General features: G+C 60.0%; 13 protein-coding genes. 9 read left to right on the plus strand and 4 right to left on the minus strand.

The annotated features are described in order from the left end of the window. Window positions 1-176: 176 nt before the first annotated feature. Window positions 177-854 carry an HAD family hydrolase gene (locus tag FKG95_RS19725; protein WP_142898132.1) on the plus strand — a complete coding sequence of 226 codons (678 nt, stop codon included), beginning with the start codon at window positions 177-179 and terminating at the stop codon, window positions 852-854. Here FKG95_RS19725 and FKG95_RS19730 read toward each other — a convergent pair. Beyond that, window positions 836-1,780 (minus strand): LysR family transcriptional regulator, encoded by a 945-nt coding sequence (locus FKG95_RS19730; RefSeq protein WP_179954185.1) that lies wholly within the window; start codon window positions 1,778-1,780, stop codon window positions 836-838. The two genes, FKG95_RS19725 and FKG95_RS19730, sit on opposite strands and share 19 nt — an antisense overlap. A gap of 94 nt (window positions 1,781-1,874) precedes the next feature. Here FKG95_RS19730 and FKG95_RS19735 point away from each other — a divergent pair, with 94 nt between their 5' ends. From FKG95_RS19735 to FKG95_RS19750, 4 genes are all read left to right on the plus strand, one after another. After that, window positions 1,875-2,873 carry a hypothetical protein gene (locus tag FKG95_RS19735; protein ID WP_142898134.1) on the plus strand — a complete coding sequence of 333 codons (999 nt, stop codon included), beginning with the start codon at window positions 1,875-1,877 and terminating at the stop codon, window positions 2,871-2,873. A 151-nt stretch (window positions 2,874-3,024) separates the two neighbouring features. Then, a complete protein-coding gene (locus tag FKG95_RS19740) occupies window positions 3,025-4,368 on the plus strand; it encodes a C45 family autoproteolytic acyltransferase/hydrolase (RefSeq protein WP_179954186.1) in 1,344 nt (447 codons plus the stop codon). Further along, window positions 4,365-4,838 (plus strand): hypothetical protein, encoded by a 474-nt coding sequence (locus FKG95_RS19745; protein WP_142898136.1) that lies wholly within the window; start codon window positions 4,365-4,367, stop codon window positions 4,836-4,838. Before FKG95_RS19740 ends, FKG95_RS19745 begins: the two co-directional genes overlap by 4 nt. A gap of 416 nt (window positions 4,839-5,254) precedes the next feature. After that, the gene (locus FKG95_RS19750) at window positions 5,255-6,604 is read left to right on the plus strand and encodes an MATE family efflux transporter (protein ID WP_142898137.1); all 1,350 of its coding nucleotides are present in this window, start codon (window positions 5,255-5,257) and stop codon (window positions 6,602-6,604) included. A 100-nt stretch (window positions 6,605-6,704) separates the two neighbouring features. Here the strand turns inward: FKG95_RS19750 and FKG95_RS19755 are convergent, their stop codons facing one another. Next, window positions 6,705-8,804, minus strand: coding sequence for a PQQ-dependent dehydrogenase, methanol/ethanol family (locus tag FKG95_RS19755; protein WP_218940271.1), 2,100 nt, complete (start codon window positions 8,802-8,804; stop codon window positions 6,705-6,707). 255 nt (window positions 8,805-9,059) lie between these two features. Between FKG95_RS19755 and FKG95_RS19760 the strand changes: the two genes are divergently transcribed. Next, on the plus strand, window positions 9,060-11,039 hold the full coding sequence (locus FKG95_RS19760; protein ID WP_142898139.1) for a copper amine oxidase: 1,980 nt from the start codon (window positions 9,060-9,062) through the stop codon (window positions 11,037-11,039). A 571-nt stretch (window positions 11,040-11,610) separates the two neighbouring features. Beyond that, on the plus strand, window positions 11,611-12,039 hold the full coding sequence (locus FKG95_RS19765; protein ID WP_142898140.1) for a hypothetical protein: 429 nt from the start codon (window positions 11,611-11,613) through the stop codon (window positions 12,037-12,039). A gap of 76 nt (window positions 12,040-12,115) precedes the next feature. Here FKG95_RS19765 and FKG95_RS19770 read toward each other — a convergent pair whose 3' ends face one another. Further along, window positions 12,116-13,585: a P-loop ATPase, Sll1717 family gene (locus FKG95_RS19770; RefSeq protein WP_142898141.1), complete on the minus strand. Its 1,470-nt coding sequence runs from the start codon at window positions 13,583-13,585 to the stop codon at window positions 12,116-12,118. A gap of 212 nt (window positions 13,586-13,797) precedes the next feature. On the opposite strand from FKG95_RS19770, the gene FKG95_RS19775 reads away from it, so the two are divergent. Then, the gene (locus tag FKG95_RS19775) at window positions 13,798-14,139 is read left to right on the plus strand and encodes a RidA family protein (protein WP_179954187.1); all 342 of its coding nucleotides are present in this window, start codon (window positions 13,798-13,800) and stop codon (window positions 14,137-14,139) included. 41 nt (window positions 14,140-14,180) lie between these two features. Beyond that, window positions 14,181-14,411 carry a hypothetical protein gene (locus FKG95_RS19780; RefSeq protein ID WP_142898143.1) on the plus strand — a complete coding sequence of 77 codons (231 nt, stop codon included), beginning with the start codon at window positions 14,181-14,183 and terminating at the stop codon, window positions 14,409-14,411. Here the strand turns inward: FKG95_RS19780 and FKG95_RS19785 are convergent. Beyond that, a complete protein-coding gene (locus FKG95_RS19785) occupies window positions 14,403-15,491 on the minus strand; it encodes a DMT family transporter (RefSeq protein ID WP_142898144.1) in 1,089 nt (362 codons plus the stop codon). The two genes, FKG95_RS19780 and FKG95_RS19785, sit on opposite strands and share 9 nt — an antisense overlap. Window positions 15,492-15,615 lie beyond the last annotated feature (124 nt).

Below are 15,615 nucleotides of genomic sequence, written 5' to 3' on the forward strand. Positions count from 1 at the left end.
TCCGGCGCCACTCCTTGCTGCGTCATCCTGGTGGCGCAAGTCCGCCAGGGAACCGCAAATGAGGCGTGTGCATACAGTATCTAGGAGAGAGGGTGGGTCGTGCAAGTCTCTGATTGCAAAAGAAGACGAGGTCGGACTAATTGAAACCCATCCAATGATTGGGGCGAAATAAGCGAATGACGAAGAGTGCGATCATCTTTGACTGCGACGGGGTTCTTGTGGATTCGGAACGGATCGCGATTGCGGTTGAGCGCGAACATCTGGCGCGCGTGGGGCTGATGTACGACACCACTGACTACCTCAGCCGTTTCGTGGGCCTGACCAGCCAGGACTTTCATATTGCGCTCGAGAGGGATCACAGGGCGCTGCACGATCGCCCCCTGCCTGAGCCGTTTTTCGAAGATCTGAAGAGGGAATGCCTGGCCCGCTACGAATCTGAACTCACGTCGTTTGACGGCTTGGAGGGATTTTTGGAGAGCTACGACGGCGCGGTTGCTGTCGCTTCTTCGAGTTCCGGTCCCATCTTGCGGAGAAAGCTTGAGATCACCGGCCTTGATGCCCGTTTCGATCCCCACATCTACTCAGGCGATGACGTCGCGCACGGCAAACCCGCGCCCGATCTATTCCTGCTTGCGGCGTCGCGGCTCAAGGTCGATGCCGGCCGGTGTCTCGCCATCGAGGACAGCGTAAACGGTGTGCGCAGTGCCGCCGCGGCGGGGATGGAGGTTTGGGGCTTCACCGGGGGCGGACATGCCGATGCCGATCTGGAAGACCGCTTGAGGGCAGCGGGTGCGCAGCAGGTCTTCTCCGGCTTCAGCGATATCATGCGCGTTTTTCAGGGCCGCGCGTGGTGAGAGGCGGCGAGGTGCGGCGCGATAGCTTCAGCGACACCTGCGAAAAGCGGCTCGCCGTGTTGTGCGATGACCTCCGGCCTTGCGTAGAGAAACCAGGGCTGCCGGACCGGCGTGGGGGCCAGGGAGCGGCCTGTAATCTCGTTGCGTTCAATCGCGGCGGCAACCGCTGAGCGCGGCTGGATACTCACGCCCTGTCCGGCCGCGACCAGCGCGACGATGGCGGGTATCGACTGAACCTGCGCGATGTGAGCCGGGCGATCGGCGGCGGGACGGAAGAAGGTCTCCAGTTCGAAACCGGCTTGCGGCACCAGGGAATGCGCGAAATAGGTTTGGTTTGCGATCTCCTGCGCGGTAACCGGCTCATCGGCTAAGGTCGGGTCAAGCGCCGGACAGAGCGCCGAGTCCTGCGCGAAGATACACAGCAGTTCGTCGTCGCAAATGTGACTGCGTTTGAGCCCTGCGAAAGCAACCTGTCCGACCTCTAATGCCAGATCCGCCTCGTCGCGGCGAAGGCAGTCCGTGGCCTGACCCGGGCCCGCCGCGATCAGATCCAGTTGCATGGGGTCGGGATTTGTTCGCAGGTAATCGCCAACATCGGGAACCCAGTTCAATCCATCCTGAGGACCGAAAGCGATGCGCAGGCGCTGCCAGACGCGGAGGCTCACCTCACGCGCCTTGGTTTCGGCTTCCAGCAGAAGGGGAGCACAGGCTGCCGCGGCATCGGCGAGGGCCTTACCAGCCTCGGTCAGCCGGAGCGAGCGTCCGCGCCGCAGGACCAGATTGGCACCCAACCTTCGCTCCGCCTCCTTGACCTGATGACTGGCGGCGGACTGAGTCAGGCCAACAGCCTTGCCTGCCGCGGTGAGCGACCCGCTTTCCTGGATGGCCAGCAGGATCCGGTAGTGGCGCCATTCGATTTTTATCATATGAAAGATTTTAATGAAAAACTGTCTGATAATCAATTTGTCGATGGTTTTGCGCCTGCGTAGTCTCTCCCTGTGATCTGGAGAGGAGAGCCTCATGCCGCGCGCCGAGCCACTTGCATTTCCAACCGAGCTTCCGGAAGGTTTTCCGCGTCTGGAGCAAGAGCCCGAGTTCAAGCCGGGCGCTCATCTAGCGCTGGAGAAGCCCGAGACGATTGTCACTTTGCAAGAACTCGGATACACGCCTGGGGAGATTGCTGACTGCCCCACGGATCTGGGCATCACCTCCTGCTTCCGGGTTTTGAGCGATGAGGGCGTGGCCTGCCTGCAGGAGGTGGCGCGCAGCCTTGCCCGCTATGCCCGCAGCAATGACCGGATCCCGCGTCTCGTGCGCGGCGGCGTGTATCAGTCCCGTTTCCTGCGGGACTTCTGCCTGTCGCCGGAGGTGGCGGAAGCGGTCTCCGGTATCTGCGGCTGCGAAGTGCTGCCGCACTCTATTCCCCATCAGCTCGGCCATCTGAACTATAACCCCGAGACGGTAGGCGAGAATGTCGACAAGTGGCACACCGACACGCTGCGGATCGATTACGTTCTCTTCGTGACCGACCCAAATGAGGTCGAGGGTGGGGAGTTCCAGTATTTCGAGGGCACCAAGAACGAGATGCAGGCGATCACTGGCCGTGGAGAGCCTTTGCCGGCAGATCGCGTTATCTCTCCAAGTCTTCCCGGGGCGGGGCACGCGGTTCTGCAGCAGGGAAACATGGTCGCGCACCGGGCCAAGGGCCTGCGGCAGGCCGGGGAACGCATCACGCTTGTGAACGGCTATGTTCCACGCGAGATCGGCGTGCCCGATTTCACCCGCTTCGATCAGCTATATCTGGCCGACCCCAAGCATGTCGCGGCCAGTGAGTACGCCCGCCATATCGCCTGGATAGGGCGGGAGATGCTGCAGGCTCAGATCGAACGGCCTGAGTACACCGACGATCGGGAACGCCTTGCCGGACAGCTTGAGGCGGTGACCGCACTGCTGTCCGCGGCCGCGGCGGAAATCCGCGCGGCGGGGGATGCCAGGATGGAGCACTTCGGCGACGGGTAAGGCAGACGCTAAGCGACCAGACCCTGTAGACAGGTCGAATCTCTCTTCCACGCCTAAGTTGATTGGATCGGCGCTTCCCAATCAGGATACTCTGCGACTCGATCGCCGTGTCTTGCTTTGCACGGTCCCCAAGGAAAATCGGAAGTCGCGGATGACACAGCAATGGAGCGTCGATGTTCTGACCTGCAGAGGCAGTTCCTATGACACTGGGCTGCAGGTCGCCGAGGGTTTTCGAAAGACACCCCGCGGGCGCGCTTTCAAGCGTCGCAAGGAACGCTGGCCTTTCGGCTTCAGCCTGAAGAACGCGGAGGCCGCGCTCAACGCTTACGCGCCCAATATCTGGGAGGAGTTACACGGCCTCGCGGACGGGCTTAAAATCTCTCTGGAACGCGCGGTGGCGGAATTTTCCAATGGCCGTTTGCGCTATCCCAAACGCGGCTGTTCCGCGGTGATGACCGGTGGGCTCTACGGACGTAACTACGACTTCAGTCCGAAACGCTACGATCGCCTGCTGATCGCCGTTCAGCCCGAGGGTGTGAATGCCAACATCGGCTTTTCCGACCGATTCACCGGGCGGGACGACGGTATGAACGAGCATGGCCTTTGCGTCGGACTGCACTACGTGAACGAGGCCAATTGGCAGCCCGGGCTGGTCAGTATTCTGATCGTGCGGATTCTGCTGGATCAATGCGCAACCACGGCGGAAGCGGTGGATCTGGCCAAACGCCTGCCGCACGGTCTCGGCTTCAACTACTCGATCACCGATGCGCAAGGCAAGGCGGCCGTGGTCGAAGCCTCGCCTGCCGGGATCGCCGTGCGCGAGGGCAGGGAGCTTGCCTGCACAAATCACTACCAGTCCCCGGAACTGCAAAGCCAAAACCGTCGCAACGCCAGTTCCTGCCGGCGGCTCCCGACTTTGGAGATCTGGTCGCGTGATCGAACCACGGCGGCGGACCTATTCCTTCGGCTCAATGCTTCTCGCTCGACCGTTTTCGCCCATGGCTATACGCGTGGCGGCGGTACGCTGCACAGCCTCGTCTGTGATGCCGCTCAACGGAAAATGCTGGTCGGTGTGGGCGGCGACGCCACCCCGGTGGAGCTCGATATCGGTGCCTGGGCGGCAGGCAGCAATCTTGCGGTCACGCAACTGACAGGACAACTGGGCGGCAGGCTCAAACCCTCTGACCCAAACCGACGCGCCCGCGAGAAGGCGAAAGGGGAAAGCGGCGGTTCCGATATGAACTTCATCGACGCCGATCTCAGCGGCGCCGCCTTCAGGGACGTCTCGTTGAAAGATGCGGTCTTTGAGAATGCGAACATGGCCGGCGCAAAATTTGCTGACATCAACCTGGCCGGCGCACGCTTTGACAACATCAGTCTTGCCGATGTCGAGATTACTCGGAACTGCAACTTCAAGGGCATGACCATCGCCGGGGTCAGCGTCGAGGATTTATTCAGAGCCTACAACGCACAAGGGCCAAAAAGAGAAGTATGACGAACCGGGCAGACTCTGTTAGACGCGACTTTTTTTCCTGTAAAGACACTTCAGGGGCGAATTCATTAAAGACACTCTTCGGCATTGTTCTTGTTTGCCTGGTCTTCAGCGCGGTAGTAGCCAATGCGTCCCCGGAAGGCCTCGAACCGATCTCCACGTTTCGTCTCGAGACATCTGCCCATTGGAAACACGGGCCCATAGTTGTCAGTGGTGACAAGAACGGCAATGGCAGGTTTCAGGAACTGACAATCGAGTTCCGTGATAAGAAGCTGTTCGTCCCTTCCAATGTGCTCGCGAAAATCCCGAAATTGTCGAACGGGATTCAGATTTCAAGTGAAGCGGGTTATCGGGAAATTGGTGGGTATACAATTTACACTGCCTTTACACAGGGCTTTGTGAGCACGCCGCAGCTTCGCGATCGTTTTGTTATCGCTGTTTCGGAAAAAGGTGGCATTAAGGTGCTGCCGTAAGAGTAGATTGCGCAATGAGTCGTTGGGCCTAGTATCCCGAATCTGAAATTCACCTCATTGAATTTCAGATTCAACGGCACACTCACTCATTGAGCCTAGTGTGATTCAGTCTCTAAAACTCGCCGCACATTATGCGGTGAACTTCAGAAACATCACACTAGCCTTGACCTTATTGAAACTCGCATCTTTGCTGCCAACAAGGTATGTGCCAGAATTTTGCGAGATTGATTTGACCGAAACTGTCTTTGGTGTCTTTTCAACTATCTTTATCCCCTCTTGGCACGCTGGTCGCTGCGGAGCTCTCCGGCGGCCCGGCCAGCAGCGGGTGATTGTCTTTGCAATGAACTGTCGGGAATGGAGCATAGCTGCCATTAATACTGCCTGCCGTCAGCGTCGGTTCTAAGGGAAATAACAGCTTGTCCAGGTCTCATGCGCCAGGCACTCAACTCATATTAGACGCACCCATCGCAAAGGTGCTCTGGCGTCTGGCGACACCCAACGTCGTTGCGGTTGCGCTGTGGACAGCGGTGACCTTCGCCGATGCCTGGTATGTGGGGCAGTTGGGCACTGCGGCTTTGGCAAGTTTGGCACTCGCCTTTCCCTTTTTGAGCCTGATGCAAATGATGGCCGGCGGAGCGATCGGCGGCGGTATAACCTCGGCGGTGGCCCGCGCCCTTGGTGCCGCGGAGGTCGAGCGGGCCGAGAGCACGGCCTGGCATGCGGTGCTGATCGGGATCGCCGGGTCCGGGGTTTTCATGATCTTTTTGGGTTTGTTCGCCCGGCCCATATTCGAGCTTCTGGGGGGCGAAGGCGACGCCCTCGAGGGTGCTGTCGCCTATGCCCGGGTCGCCTTCGGCGGTGCGGCGGCCATATGGTTCATTTTTGTGTTGTCCGCGATCCACAGGGGCACCGGCGACACGGCGACACCGGCCCGCGCCATCGCGGCCGCCAGCATCCTGCAGGTTTTTTTGTCCGGTGCCTTGACGTTGGGCTGGTTCGGTCTTCCGGCGCTAGGCGTGCCGGGCACTGCGACCGCGCTGGTCGTTTGCCAGGGATCTGCCGCGGCCTATCTCGCCGCACATTTGTTTCGCGGCAAAGGGCGTGTGCGCTTACGCCCGCACGCCCTGCAATGGGCACCTCTTCGCGACATCATGCGTGTCGGCGGTCTCGGTCTCATCAACAGTGCCTGCATGGCCATGACCGTGGTCGTGATCACCGGCTATGTCGGCCGCTACGGAACCGAAGCGCTGGCCGGTTACGGACTGGGGGCCCGGTTGGAACTGATGCTGGTACCGATTGCTTTTGGGGTGGGCGCAGCTTTGACGGCGGCGGTCGGCATCAACGTGGGCGCCGGCCAATTTGCCCGCGCGCGCCGCTTTGCCTTTGCCGGGGCCGGCATCACCCTGGTACTCACCGGCGCGCTGGGACTCTCTGTGGCGATCCTGCCCGGTCTCTGGCTCGATCTCTTTACGGCGGATCCCGGCGCCTATGCCTATGGTGTCACTTACCTCGCCATCGCGGCGCCTTTTTACGGTCTGTTCGGCGCGGGGCAGGCGTTCTATTTCGCCAGCCAGGGAAACGGCCGCATGGTTCTGCCGGTCTCTGTCACGGTTATCCGCTTCCTGACGGTCGCGGGCATCGGCGCAGTGGCGGTCTCCCTTGCCTGGGAGGTCACCGCGCTCTTCGCCGCCGTTGCGGTGGGCCTGACCATCATGGGGGTCGGACAGGCGCTTTGTGTTCTGGGCCCAGGCTGGCGCGGACACTAGAACGGATTCACATCTTTTGTCGAAATCACGATCTCATTGAGAGGGAGCGGGGACTTAAGGCCAAGAAAGACCAAGTCCCCGTGTCGCCTGAACCTTCAGATCACTTCGGCCTGACCGCATCCGCAGTGCCTTGAATGAAGGCGATGACCTTTTCCAAGTCATCCTCGCTCAGCTTGTCCTTGAAGTTCGGCATTCCGCTGCCGCTGAGCGATCCGCCCAAGACGATCTCCTCGGCATCCGCGAGGGTCCTGGCCTGGCTGTAGCCCAGGTTGGGCACGTTGCCGCCGTTGTTGACCCCGGGCACGCCGTGGCAGAAGAGGCAGTTCGCCACATATAGTGCGGCACCCGGTCCCACGTCATCGGGATTGTAGGGCAGGCCGGCGACCAGCGTCTTCGGATCGTGCTCGACGTAAGCCGGGGGTTCTGCGGTGCCGCCTATTTTAAAGGTATAGACCCGTCCCGGACCGGTGCGCTCGGTCGCGCGTTGCAGCATGCCGTACACACCGCCCCAGCCGACCGCGATGGTGATGTATTGTTCGCCCTCGTGTTCCCAGGTCGCGGGCGCGGCCACCACGCCTGAGCCGACCGGGGTCTGCCAGAGCACCTCGCCCGTCTTTGCGTTGTAGGCGATGAAGCGCCCGTCGGCCGTGCCCTGGAAGACCAGGTTGCCCGCTGTGGTCAGGGTACCGCCGTTCCAGGGCGAAACGTATTCCGCACGCCAAGCTTCTTTCTGGGCGACCGGATCCCAGGCCAGCAGGTGACCGAAGGGCGTGGCTTCCGGCGCGACGGTGTTGAAGAGATAACCCAGGTTCCAGCCGAGCCCGGACATGACCGAACCGGGTTTGTGCTTGTTCAGTTCCCAGGCCGCATCCTGTGTCTGCACCAGCGGCACGCCTTGCGCCGGAATATAGACCAGGCCCGTCTCCGGATTGAAGCTCATGGGGTGCCAGTTGTGCGCGCCGTAGGCGGAGGGAACCGTCTCCCAGGGTTCCGTGGTCGAGCGCGCGCCTTCGGCTTCGATCGGGCGCCCGTCCTCGCCGTAGCCGGTCGCCCAGGTCACCTTCACGAAGGGCTCGGCGGAGATGAAGCTGCCGTCGGTGCGGTCGATAACGTAGAAAAAGCCGTTCTTCGGCGCCTGCATCAGCACCTTGCGGTCTTCGCCATCGATCTTCAGGTCGGCCAGGATGATGTGCTGGGTAGAGGTGTAGTCCCAGCTATCGCCCGGCGTGTTCTGGTAGTGCCATTGGTATTCGCCGGTCTCCGGATCCAGGGCAACGATGCTGGCGAGGTAGAGATTGTCGCCGCCTGCGGGACTGCGCAGATTGCGGTTCCAGGGGCTGCCGTTGCCGGTGCCGACATAGAGCAGGTTCAGCTCCGGGTCGTAGGCCATGGCGTCCCAGATCGTGCCGCCGCCGCCGGCTTTCCACCATTCGCCCGCTGGGTCCCAGGTCTTGGCGGCGGCTTCCATCGAAGCATCCTCGAAGGGTTTGGAAGGATCGCCGGGCACCACGTACCAGCGCCAGGCCTGATCGCCGGTTTTCGCATCGTAGGCGCTGACGTAGCCGCGCACGCCGAATTCGGCGCCGCCGTTTCCGATGATCACCTTGCCGTTGATCACGCGCGGCGCGCCGGTGATGGTATAAGACATCTCGCGGTTTTCGATGGTGTCGGTTTTCCAGAGCCTCTTGCCGGTCGCCGCATCGATGGCGTGCAGGAAGCCGTCATAGGCGCCGACAAAGACCTTGCCTTCGTAGAGCGCGACCCCGCGGTTCACCACGTCGCAGCAGCCTTTGAAAGCGAACTCGCGCGGGACCTCCGGATCGTAGACCCAGAGTTCCTCACCCGTGACTGCGTCCAGGGCATGGACGATGGACCAGGAGGCCGTGACGTACATCACGCCGTCCACCACGATCGGCGTCGCCTCGACCCCGCGCCGTGATTTCAATCCATGGTGCCATGCCAGGCCCAATGCGCCGACGTTCTCGGTGGTGATGTTCTTCAGTTTGCTATGGCGCGTCTCGGCGTAATCGAGGCCGTAGTTCAGCCAGTTTCTGGTCTCGGCTGCGTTGTCGATGATGGCCTGGGTATCGATGCCACTGGTGGCTTTTCGAATGGCGTCTTCGGCGATGTCCTGGGCAATTGCGGATGTTGAGATCAGACCGGCGGACAGCAGAAAAGAAGCGGCAAACAGCTTGTTCAATGGAACCTCCCACAGGTTATTTTTTGGTCAGTTATTTTTGAGGCGTCTTGACGCGCCTTCATGCCGACAGGGTAGGTCGGGAGTGATTTTTGCGCAACTCTGAGGGGAAGTGTCGAGGCGGTTCAAATTGGGTGGAGCGCGGCTTCTGCCCGCCCTGCAACGTTTTTCCAATGGGAATCTACTGCTGGCAGGCCTAGCATGATGGTGGAAAAAATGAATCATGGAATAGTGGTTGGCAGCCCAGGGGAGTGTGCGATGAGAGGCCTGAAGCTTTTAATCGGCGTCGTTTGCGGAATGGGCCTGGGAAGCGTAGCGCTCTCTGCCCATCCGCTCGACGGTCTGTCGGCGCAAGAGATTGCCAGGGTCAGCGAGATCATGCGCGCGCAAGGCCTCGCCGACGCGCAAACACTGTATCCCCTGATCGAACTCATCGAGCCGCCCAAGGCCGAGGTGCTGGCCTGGCCAGAGGGAGAGGCGCCCGACCGCCGGGCCCGGGTGCACTACAGCAGTGCGCTGGGTTTTCAGAGCGCGATCGTGAACATCACCGACAGTTTTGTCGACGAGCACGGACCGGCAGCGGGGCAGCCCATGGTGCTCTTTGCCGAGTTCATCAGCGCCATGGAAGCCGCCCTCGGTCATCCGGAGATGCGTGCCGGACTGGAAAAGCGTGGACTGACGCCGGACGAGGTTTTCTGTCTGCCATTGACGGCGGGCAATTTCTTCACGGAAGAATATCAGGGCACGCGCCTGATGAAGGTGCCCTGTTATCTCAACCCGACCGGCTCGAACTTCTACGCCAAGCCGATCGAAGGTCTTTTCGCCGTGGTCGATCTCAATAAGGGGGAGGCCTTGCGGGTGGTCGACGAAGGCGCCATCCCGCTGCCGCAGGACCCCTGGGGCTACACGGAAGAGGAGGTGGCGGAACGCACCGCGCTGCGCCCCAAGAGCAACCCGGCGCGCCTGTCCCAGGCCGGCGGCCCCAATTACAAGATCGAGGGCAGCCTGATCGAATGGGATATCTGGCGCTTCCGCACCCGCATCGACAAGCGGCCCGGTGTGGTGCTCTCCAACATCGACGTGAACGACGGCAGCGAATGGCGCTCGGTGCTTTATCAGGCCCACCTGTCGGAGGTCTTCGTGCCTTACATGGATCCGGGCGAGGGCTGGTACTGGCGGACCTACATGGACAGCGGCGAGTATGGCTTCGGGCTTTTCCTGACGCCCCTGACGCCCGGGGTCGACTGTCCGGCTCACGCGACCTTCCTGCCGGCCGTCATCAATGACGATACAGGACAGCCGCTGGAGATCCCCGGCGCCATCTGTGTGTTTGAGCGTAACATCGGCGACCCGGCCTGGCGGCACTTCGAGGTCTTCGCGCAGAGCGAGGAAACCTTCGTGCCCGCGGAAGGGCGGCCGGAGACGGAACTGGTGGTGCGTTCGGCGTCGGAGGTCGGCAACTACGACTATCTGATCGACTACCGCTTCAAGCAGAATGGCGAGATCTACATCAAGATCGGCGCGACCGGGCTGGATGCGGTCAAGGGCGTGGCATCAACCTCGATGGCGGATCCGACCGCGGCCGAGGATACCCGCTTCGGGACTCTGATCGCGCCCCATCTGGTGGCGCCCTTCCACGATCACTACTTCAATTTCCGGCTCGACTTCGACATCGATCAACCCAAGAACAACTTTGGGGTCATGGAGATCGTGCCGGCCAAGCCGGCAGCCGGCAGCCCGCGCCGCTCCATGTGGACGGTCGAACATAAAATGCCCAAGACCGAACTCGAAGCCCGCTACCAGATCAGTGCCAAGTCGCCGCGTTACTTCCATCTCATGAATCCGGACCGGACGGGACCGCTGGGTCACACGCCCGGCTACATGATTCATCACGGCAGTATCGCCTATGGGCCTTTCGACTTTGAGAACGACCCGCCCATGAAGCGCAATGCCTATATCGAATACAGCGTCTGGAACACGCTCCACGATCCGGCGCAGCGCTATGCCGGCGGTGCTTTTCCCATGCAGGGTGACGGCTCGGATACGCTGGCTGAATGGGTGAGGGCGGACCGGAACCTGCTAGGGCAGGACATCGTCACCTGGTTTTCGGCGGGCTTTCACCACATTCCGCGCATGGAGGACTGGCCCGTGATGTCGACGGAGTGGAAGACCATCCACATCATGCCGCATAACTTCTTCGCCCATAACCCGGCGCTGACGATCCGCAAGGACGAATAGGGCCGGTTTCGCGCAGCAGACACTGCCGCTCTCGAAAACCGCAAAAAAAAAAACGGCAGTCCTGCGACTGCCGTCCAATAAAATCTGTCGAATTCGATATCTAAATTTTTTTGCGAGGAGTGTTCTGCTTCACCAATTCCCCTAATTGTGAAACCAGCAGCTGTGCCGAATTAACGTGAAGACTTTGACACAGTGAAGCGGCTAACTTCCTCTTGATGCCGACAGTGATCCAGGAACTTCAGTGCTCTGGTTCGACCGTCCTTCATCCCGATTGAGACGATCGCGATGCCCACCAAAGACGCCTGCGATCTCAAACTCAGCGGAGGTGTCCAGTGTTTCGTTGCATACATGATCGGCTCTCCTGTTAGCCATTTCACTTGTTGAACTTCATGAGACCAATGCCGTCTCATGTCCTCTTATGTAGCTCGTATGCATATAATTGTCAAATTGAAAATTAATTGATTGCCAAATTAATTTTTTATATCTCTCTTAAGGCAATGCTAATTGACATTATAGAGAGTTTAATTTAGCGTCTGCATGACCGCAATGAGCGGCTTTAAGGGGATTTATCATGCCCGACACGATGTCGAAAAAAGAGCAGGATCAGAGCGCGGCCGAAAACGTTCCGGATAGCAAGACCGAGAGCGTCATCGGCTACATTCAGGCCATCGAGAAGGCCAGCATGCGCTGGTTTGATGAGGTTTCGAAGTTCGAAAAAATGGATTCGGCCTACTACTGGCCGCTTCTCACCCAGATTTACCGCAACGATGCCAAGGGCAGGCGGACCAGCCTGTCCGATGCGGAGAAATTCGTACCGCATCTCTCGGCGTCTCAGGTGCGCCGGGCGATCACCATCGCCGAAGAGGCCGGTTTCGTGAGCCTGAGCGATCCGCACAAGCGGCCGCGTTACGTAAAGCTTCAGCCCAAGGCCGCATCCCTGATCGAAGACACGGCGGAATTTGCCCTGACGGAAATGTCGCGGTTTCTCAGCCCCGATTGAGTCTCGGCCCTGATCGCCATCTCTTCGAGGTTTGCTCAGCGGCTTCAGCGCGAGATTCGAGCGTCCGGCGCGTGCGTCAGGACACGACGAGGCCGCTGTGAAGACCGCGGTGGATATAGAGCTTATCGTTTGGAGAAACACGGATGAAGCGGTTCTGGTAACGGAACTCTTGCTGGTTTTCGACGGGCAGCTGTTTGCCGAGCACGCTTGATTTGACCAGAAGGTCGATGATGCCTCTGGGGCCGAGCGCGGCGGTGTGAGCACTGAACTGATCCAGGTTGTCTTTGAGTGCGACCTCCAGGTCCTGATAGCGCAGGCTGGCTTTACCGCTGCTTGAGACGATCGCGAAGACCTCCTCGATATCCGGAATCCGCGTGTGCAACTCGTCGATCAGATCGGTAATCAGATATTCGGAATAGAGCCGGTCGAGGTTTTTGCGGGTCTCCACCGAGATCATGGTCTCTCCCTTCTGCAGGGCGTTGCTGGCGGCAAGCTGCAGATAGGCGATGATGTCGCGCGGGCGCCCGTAGCTGCGTCTTTCGATCTCGCTCATCAGCGGACGGGTCCGCCGTTTCCCGTTCAATGAAACCCGCGTGCTGTCGAACAGCAGCCCCAGGGCCTTTTCCATGAGCGCGGAAGAGTCGGTCACGCCGTCAGGCGGGGAACAGGCCGCCGCCTTGAAAATACGATGGGACACCATGTCGCTGAGGACGGAGTTCTGCCAGCGCAGATCGATGATGTCACTCATCAGCTTGGCTTTGTTGTTGCTGCGCAGCAGATCATAGATGTCATCGCGCAGGAACACGATCGGATAGAAGTTTGCGCGCCGGGCGAACCTGGCCTTGATGTCGACCGTCGCCTTGAAGAGCCCGCCGAGGAGCTTGGCATAGGTGCTTTCGGGGTGGGCGCTTTCCCGGTCGTAGTCGTCGTCCAGATCGTCATAGAGGATGTAATAGGTGCTCTCGTCGATGTGCTGGTCGATGATGTTTTCCAGGATCGCGACGCGCTCGTAGATGGCGGTTTCGTTGGTCAGGTAGGCATTCTTTGTCGAGGCGCTGCCGCCGCTGCTCAGAATTTTGAGACCGAAGGAACGGTCCGTGATCTGCTGGATGTAGCTTGATGTGGCGCGTCCCAGGTCCTGCGGCATCTCGTCATCGATCAGCGCGCGCAGCTCGGCGGATATGGCGTGGTTCTTCGCGAAGGTCCGGAGCATCGTCATGTAGGTGATGTATTTCCAGATATTCGTGAAGCGTGATGAGGTGGAAAAGCCTTCCTGATCGAACTGCGCGAGGATATTGAAGGGGAAGTTTCGAAAGGACAGGGTCTGCGCGAAGGTGCTGTGATCCTGCATATTGAGAATGTGTTCGGCGATGGCTGTCTTGCCCGAGCCTTTACGCCCGATCACAAAACAGCTCTCGCCGCTGTAAAGGCCTGTGATCCTCTGGGTCTCGAAGAAATAGCGCGCGTTCTCTTCGCCGCGCTCCTCAAGTTTCCAAGCCGCAACGGCTTTCAGGCATGGGTTTTCCGTCGCATTGTCCATCGCCATCTGTTCCCCGTATTTATTTGTTTCAAAGTAACATAGGTCCGGATGATTTTTGACAATCGCTTCAAGGTTTCCGTGAACTCTACCAGCCGTTTAACGACTTTAGGCCCTTTAACATCCGCAGGTATAAAACCGGCATTGTAATTCCGATATGTTGCTGCTGTGATGGCCCCATGACTTCGCCTTGAAACCGAGTATTTGGGAGACCGCAGATCGTGACGGAGATTATAAGACTTCCCGGGACGGCCCCTGGCCGCTGCCGTGCCGTCGTGCGCGGCGACTTCGTCTGGACCGTGGGAACCGGCGCCGGGAAGACGGTCGCCGAGCAGACCCGCAATACCCTGGCGGCGATCGAGACCAATCTGAAAGACGCGGGCACGGACAAGCACCGCATTCTGGAAGCAACGGTCTATCTGACCGACATGGCGACCAAGGCCGAAATGGACGAGGTCTGGTGCGCCTGGATTCCCGAGGACGGCTGGCCGTGCCGGGCCTGTGTCGGCACGAACCTTGCGCCGGGCGATCTGGTCGAGATCAAACTGCTGGCGGCGAAATAGATCTGCCCAAACCCCCAACGATCTCCGAAAGAATTTGTCTGATGACATTCGACCACGAAGGGCGGGAGGTAAGTGACTTCGCCTTCGGTCCCTGCGCCGTTTGCGGTGCCGATACCAAAGGCTCGACCTATTGGGCGGGCATCGGTCCTTCGCCCACGCTCTTTGCGCCGGGCGCCAACAAACCCTTTTGCAGTGCCGCCTGTTCCGAAAAATATGCCAGAGCGCCGGGTGTCGAAACCGGCGGGTCATCGGAGGGCGGGCCATCAGTCTGAGACTCGTACGACGGCTGGCTCGGTCTTGGCTTCCCCCGGGCGGGTGGCCCTGAAGTTCGCCAGATAGAGCGCGCAGGAGACCAGCAGTACTGCGATCCAGACCGTTGCGGAATGCCGTTCCCCCAACAACAGCATCCCCCAGAAGATTCCGCCGAAGAGCGCGATGAAGCTGCCGATGGATACGAAAACCGCGCCCGCCTGCTTGAGCAGGTAGAAGTAGAGATAGACCTCCAGGAAACTCACCGGCACGAAGGCTAGGACCGCCCACTGTCCCCAACCCCAGGGCGCGTGCAGCCAGGGGGCGGCGAGCGCCGCCATGGCCTCGAAGGAAGAGAAGCTTTGCCACAGAAAGAACGGCAACAGCATCACCGTCGCCGCGATGGCCTCGCCGGTCACGACCTGAAAGGCATCCAGATCGGACGGCCAGCGGGCCGCGACATAGACGCCGTCGATGGCATAAGCCAGCGGAATGATCAGCGCGAGCAGCAGGCTCTCCATCCGCGCCGAACCGGGGGAAGTGAGATCGGGCCAGAGCACGAGCAACACCCCGATCATGCCCAGCGTTACAGAGGCCAGCCGTGGCGCATTGAGGCGCTCGGTCCCCACCAGAAGGACAATGACCACGGTCAGAACCGGCGTCAGGGATTCGAAAAACACGATCAGTCCGGCGGAGAGCTGCTCGGCCACCAGAATGACAGCACCCAAGGGCACCACGAAGCCGAAGAAGGCGCTGATCAGGAAAAACCAGAGATGAGAGAGCGAGGGGCGAAACCAGATTACTTTGCAGGCCATCACCACGAGATAGGCGCAGGCCAACAGAAACATCGCAATGGTGAGAATGGCGAGTTCGTTCAAGTCTGAATCGCCTGCGATTTTCAGGAGTGTGAACTGCAGCCCCCAGGACGCGCCCAGAATGAAGAGCGGCAGGCTGTAGCGCCACTCCGGACGCAGACCAGACCGGGACGCACCGGGCTTTGACCCGCCGGACATCTGTCTTGCAGACGCTCCGCTGCGCGCAGACACAGCCTCACCCCGCCCGTCGGGCGCAGCCGGCCCGCCGTGGTTTTCTGGCGTCGTCATCCTTTGACGCGCTCCTCGTCATAAGTACTTCCAGCCACAGCATAACATAGTCATATGTATACGTGTAAAAATACTTCGGGCGTGAGCTTTGCGCCTGGAACGGCTTTGTGAACGCAGTTGACCA

Source organism: Denitrobaculum tricleocarpae (assembly GCF_007004665.1).
GTDB classification, from domain to species: domain Bacteria; phylum Pseudomonadota; class Alphaproteobacteria; order Kiloniellales; family Kiloniellaceae; genus Denitrobaculum; species Denitrobaculum tricleocarpae.

Coding starts and splice junctions, on each gene's coding strand:
- FKG95_RS19725 (WP_142898132.1), top strand. CDS start 177: ATGACGAAGAGTGCGATCATCTTTGACTGCGACGGGGTTCTTGTGGAT.
- FKG95_RS19730 (WP_179954185.1), bottom strand. CDS start 1,780: ATGATAAAAATCGAATGGCGCCACTACCGGATCCTGCTGGCCATCCAG.
- FKG95_RS19735 (WP_142898134.1), top strand. CDS start 1,875: ATGCCGCGCGCCGAGCCACTTGCATTTCCAACCGAGCTTCCGGAAGGT.
- FKG95_RS19740 (WP_179954186.1), top strand. CDS start 3,025: ATGACACAGCAATGGAGCGTCGATGTTCTGACCTGCAGAGGCAGTTCC.
- FKG95_RS19745 (WP_142898136.1), top strand. CDS start 4,365: ATGACGAACCGGGCAGACTCTGTTAGACGCGACTTTTTTTCCTGTAAA.
- FKG95_RS19760 (WP_142898139.1), top strand. CDS start 9,060: ATGAGAGGCCTGAAGCTTTTAATCGGCGTCGTTTGCGGAATGGGCCTG.
- FKG95_RS19765 (WP_142898140.1), top strand. CDS start 11,611: ATGCCCGACACGATGTCGAAAAAAGAGCAGGATCAGAGCGCGGCCGAA.
- FKG95_RS19770 (WP_142898141.1), bottom strand. CDS start 13,585: ATGGCGATGGACAATGCGACGGAAAACCCATGCCTGAAAGCCGTTGCG.
- FKG95_RS19780 (WP_142898143.1), top strand. CDS start 14,181: ATGACATTCGACCACGAAGGGCGGGAGGTAAGTGACTTCGCCTTCGGT.
- FKG95_RS19785 (WP_142898144.1), bottom strand. CDS start 15,491: ATGACGACGCCAGAAAACCACGGCGGGCCGGCTGCGCCCGACGGGCGG.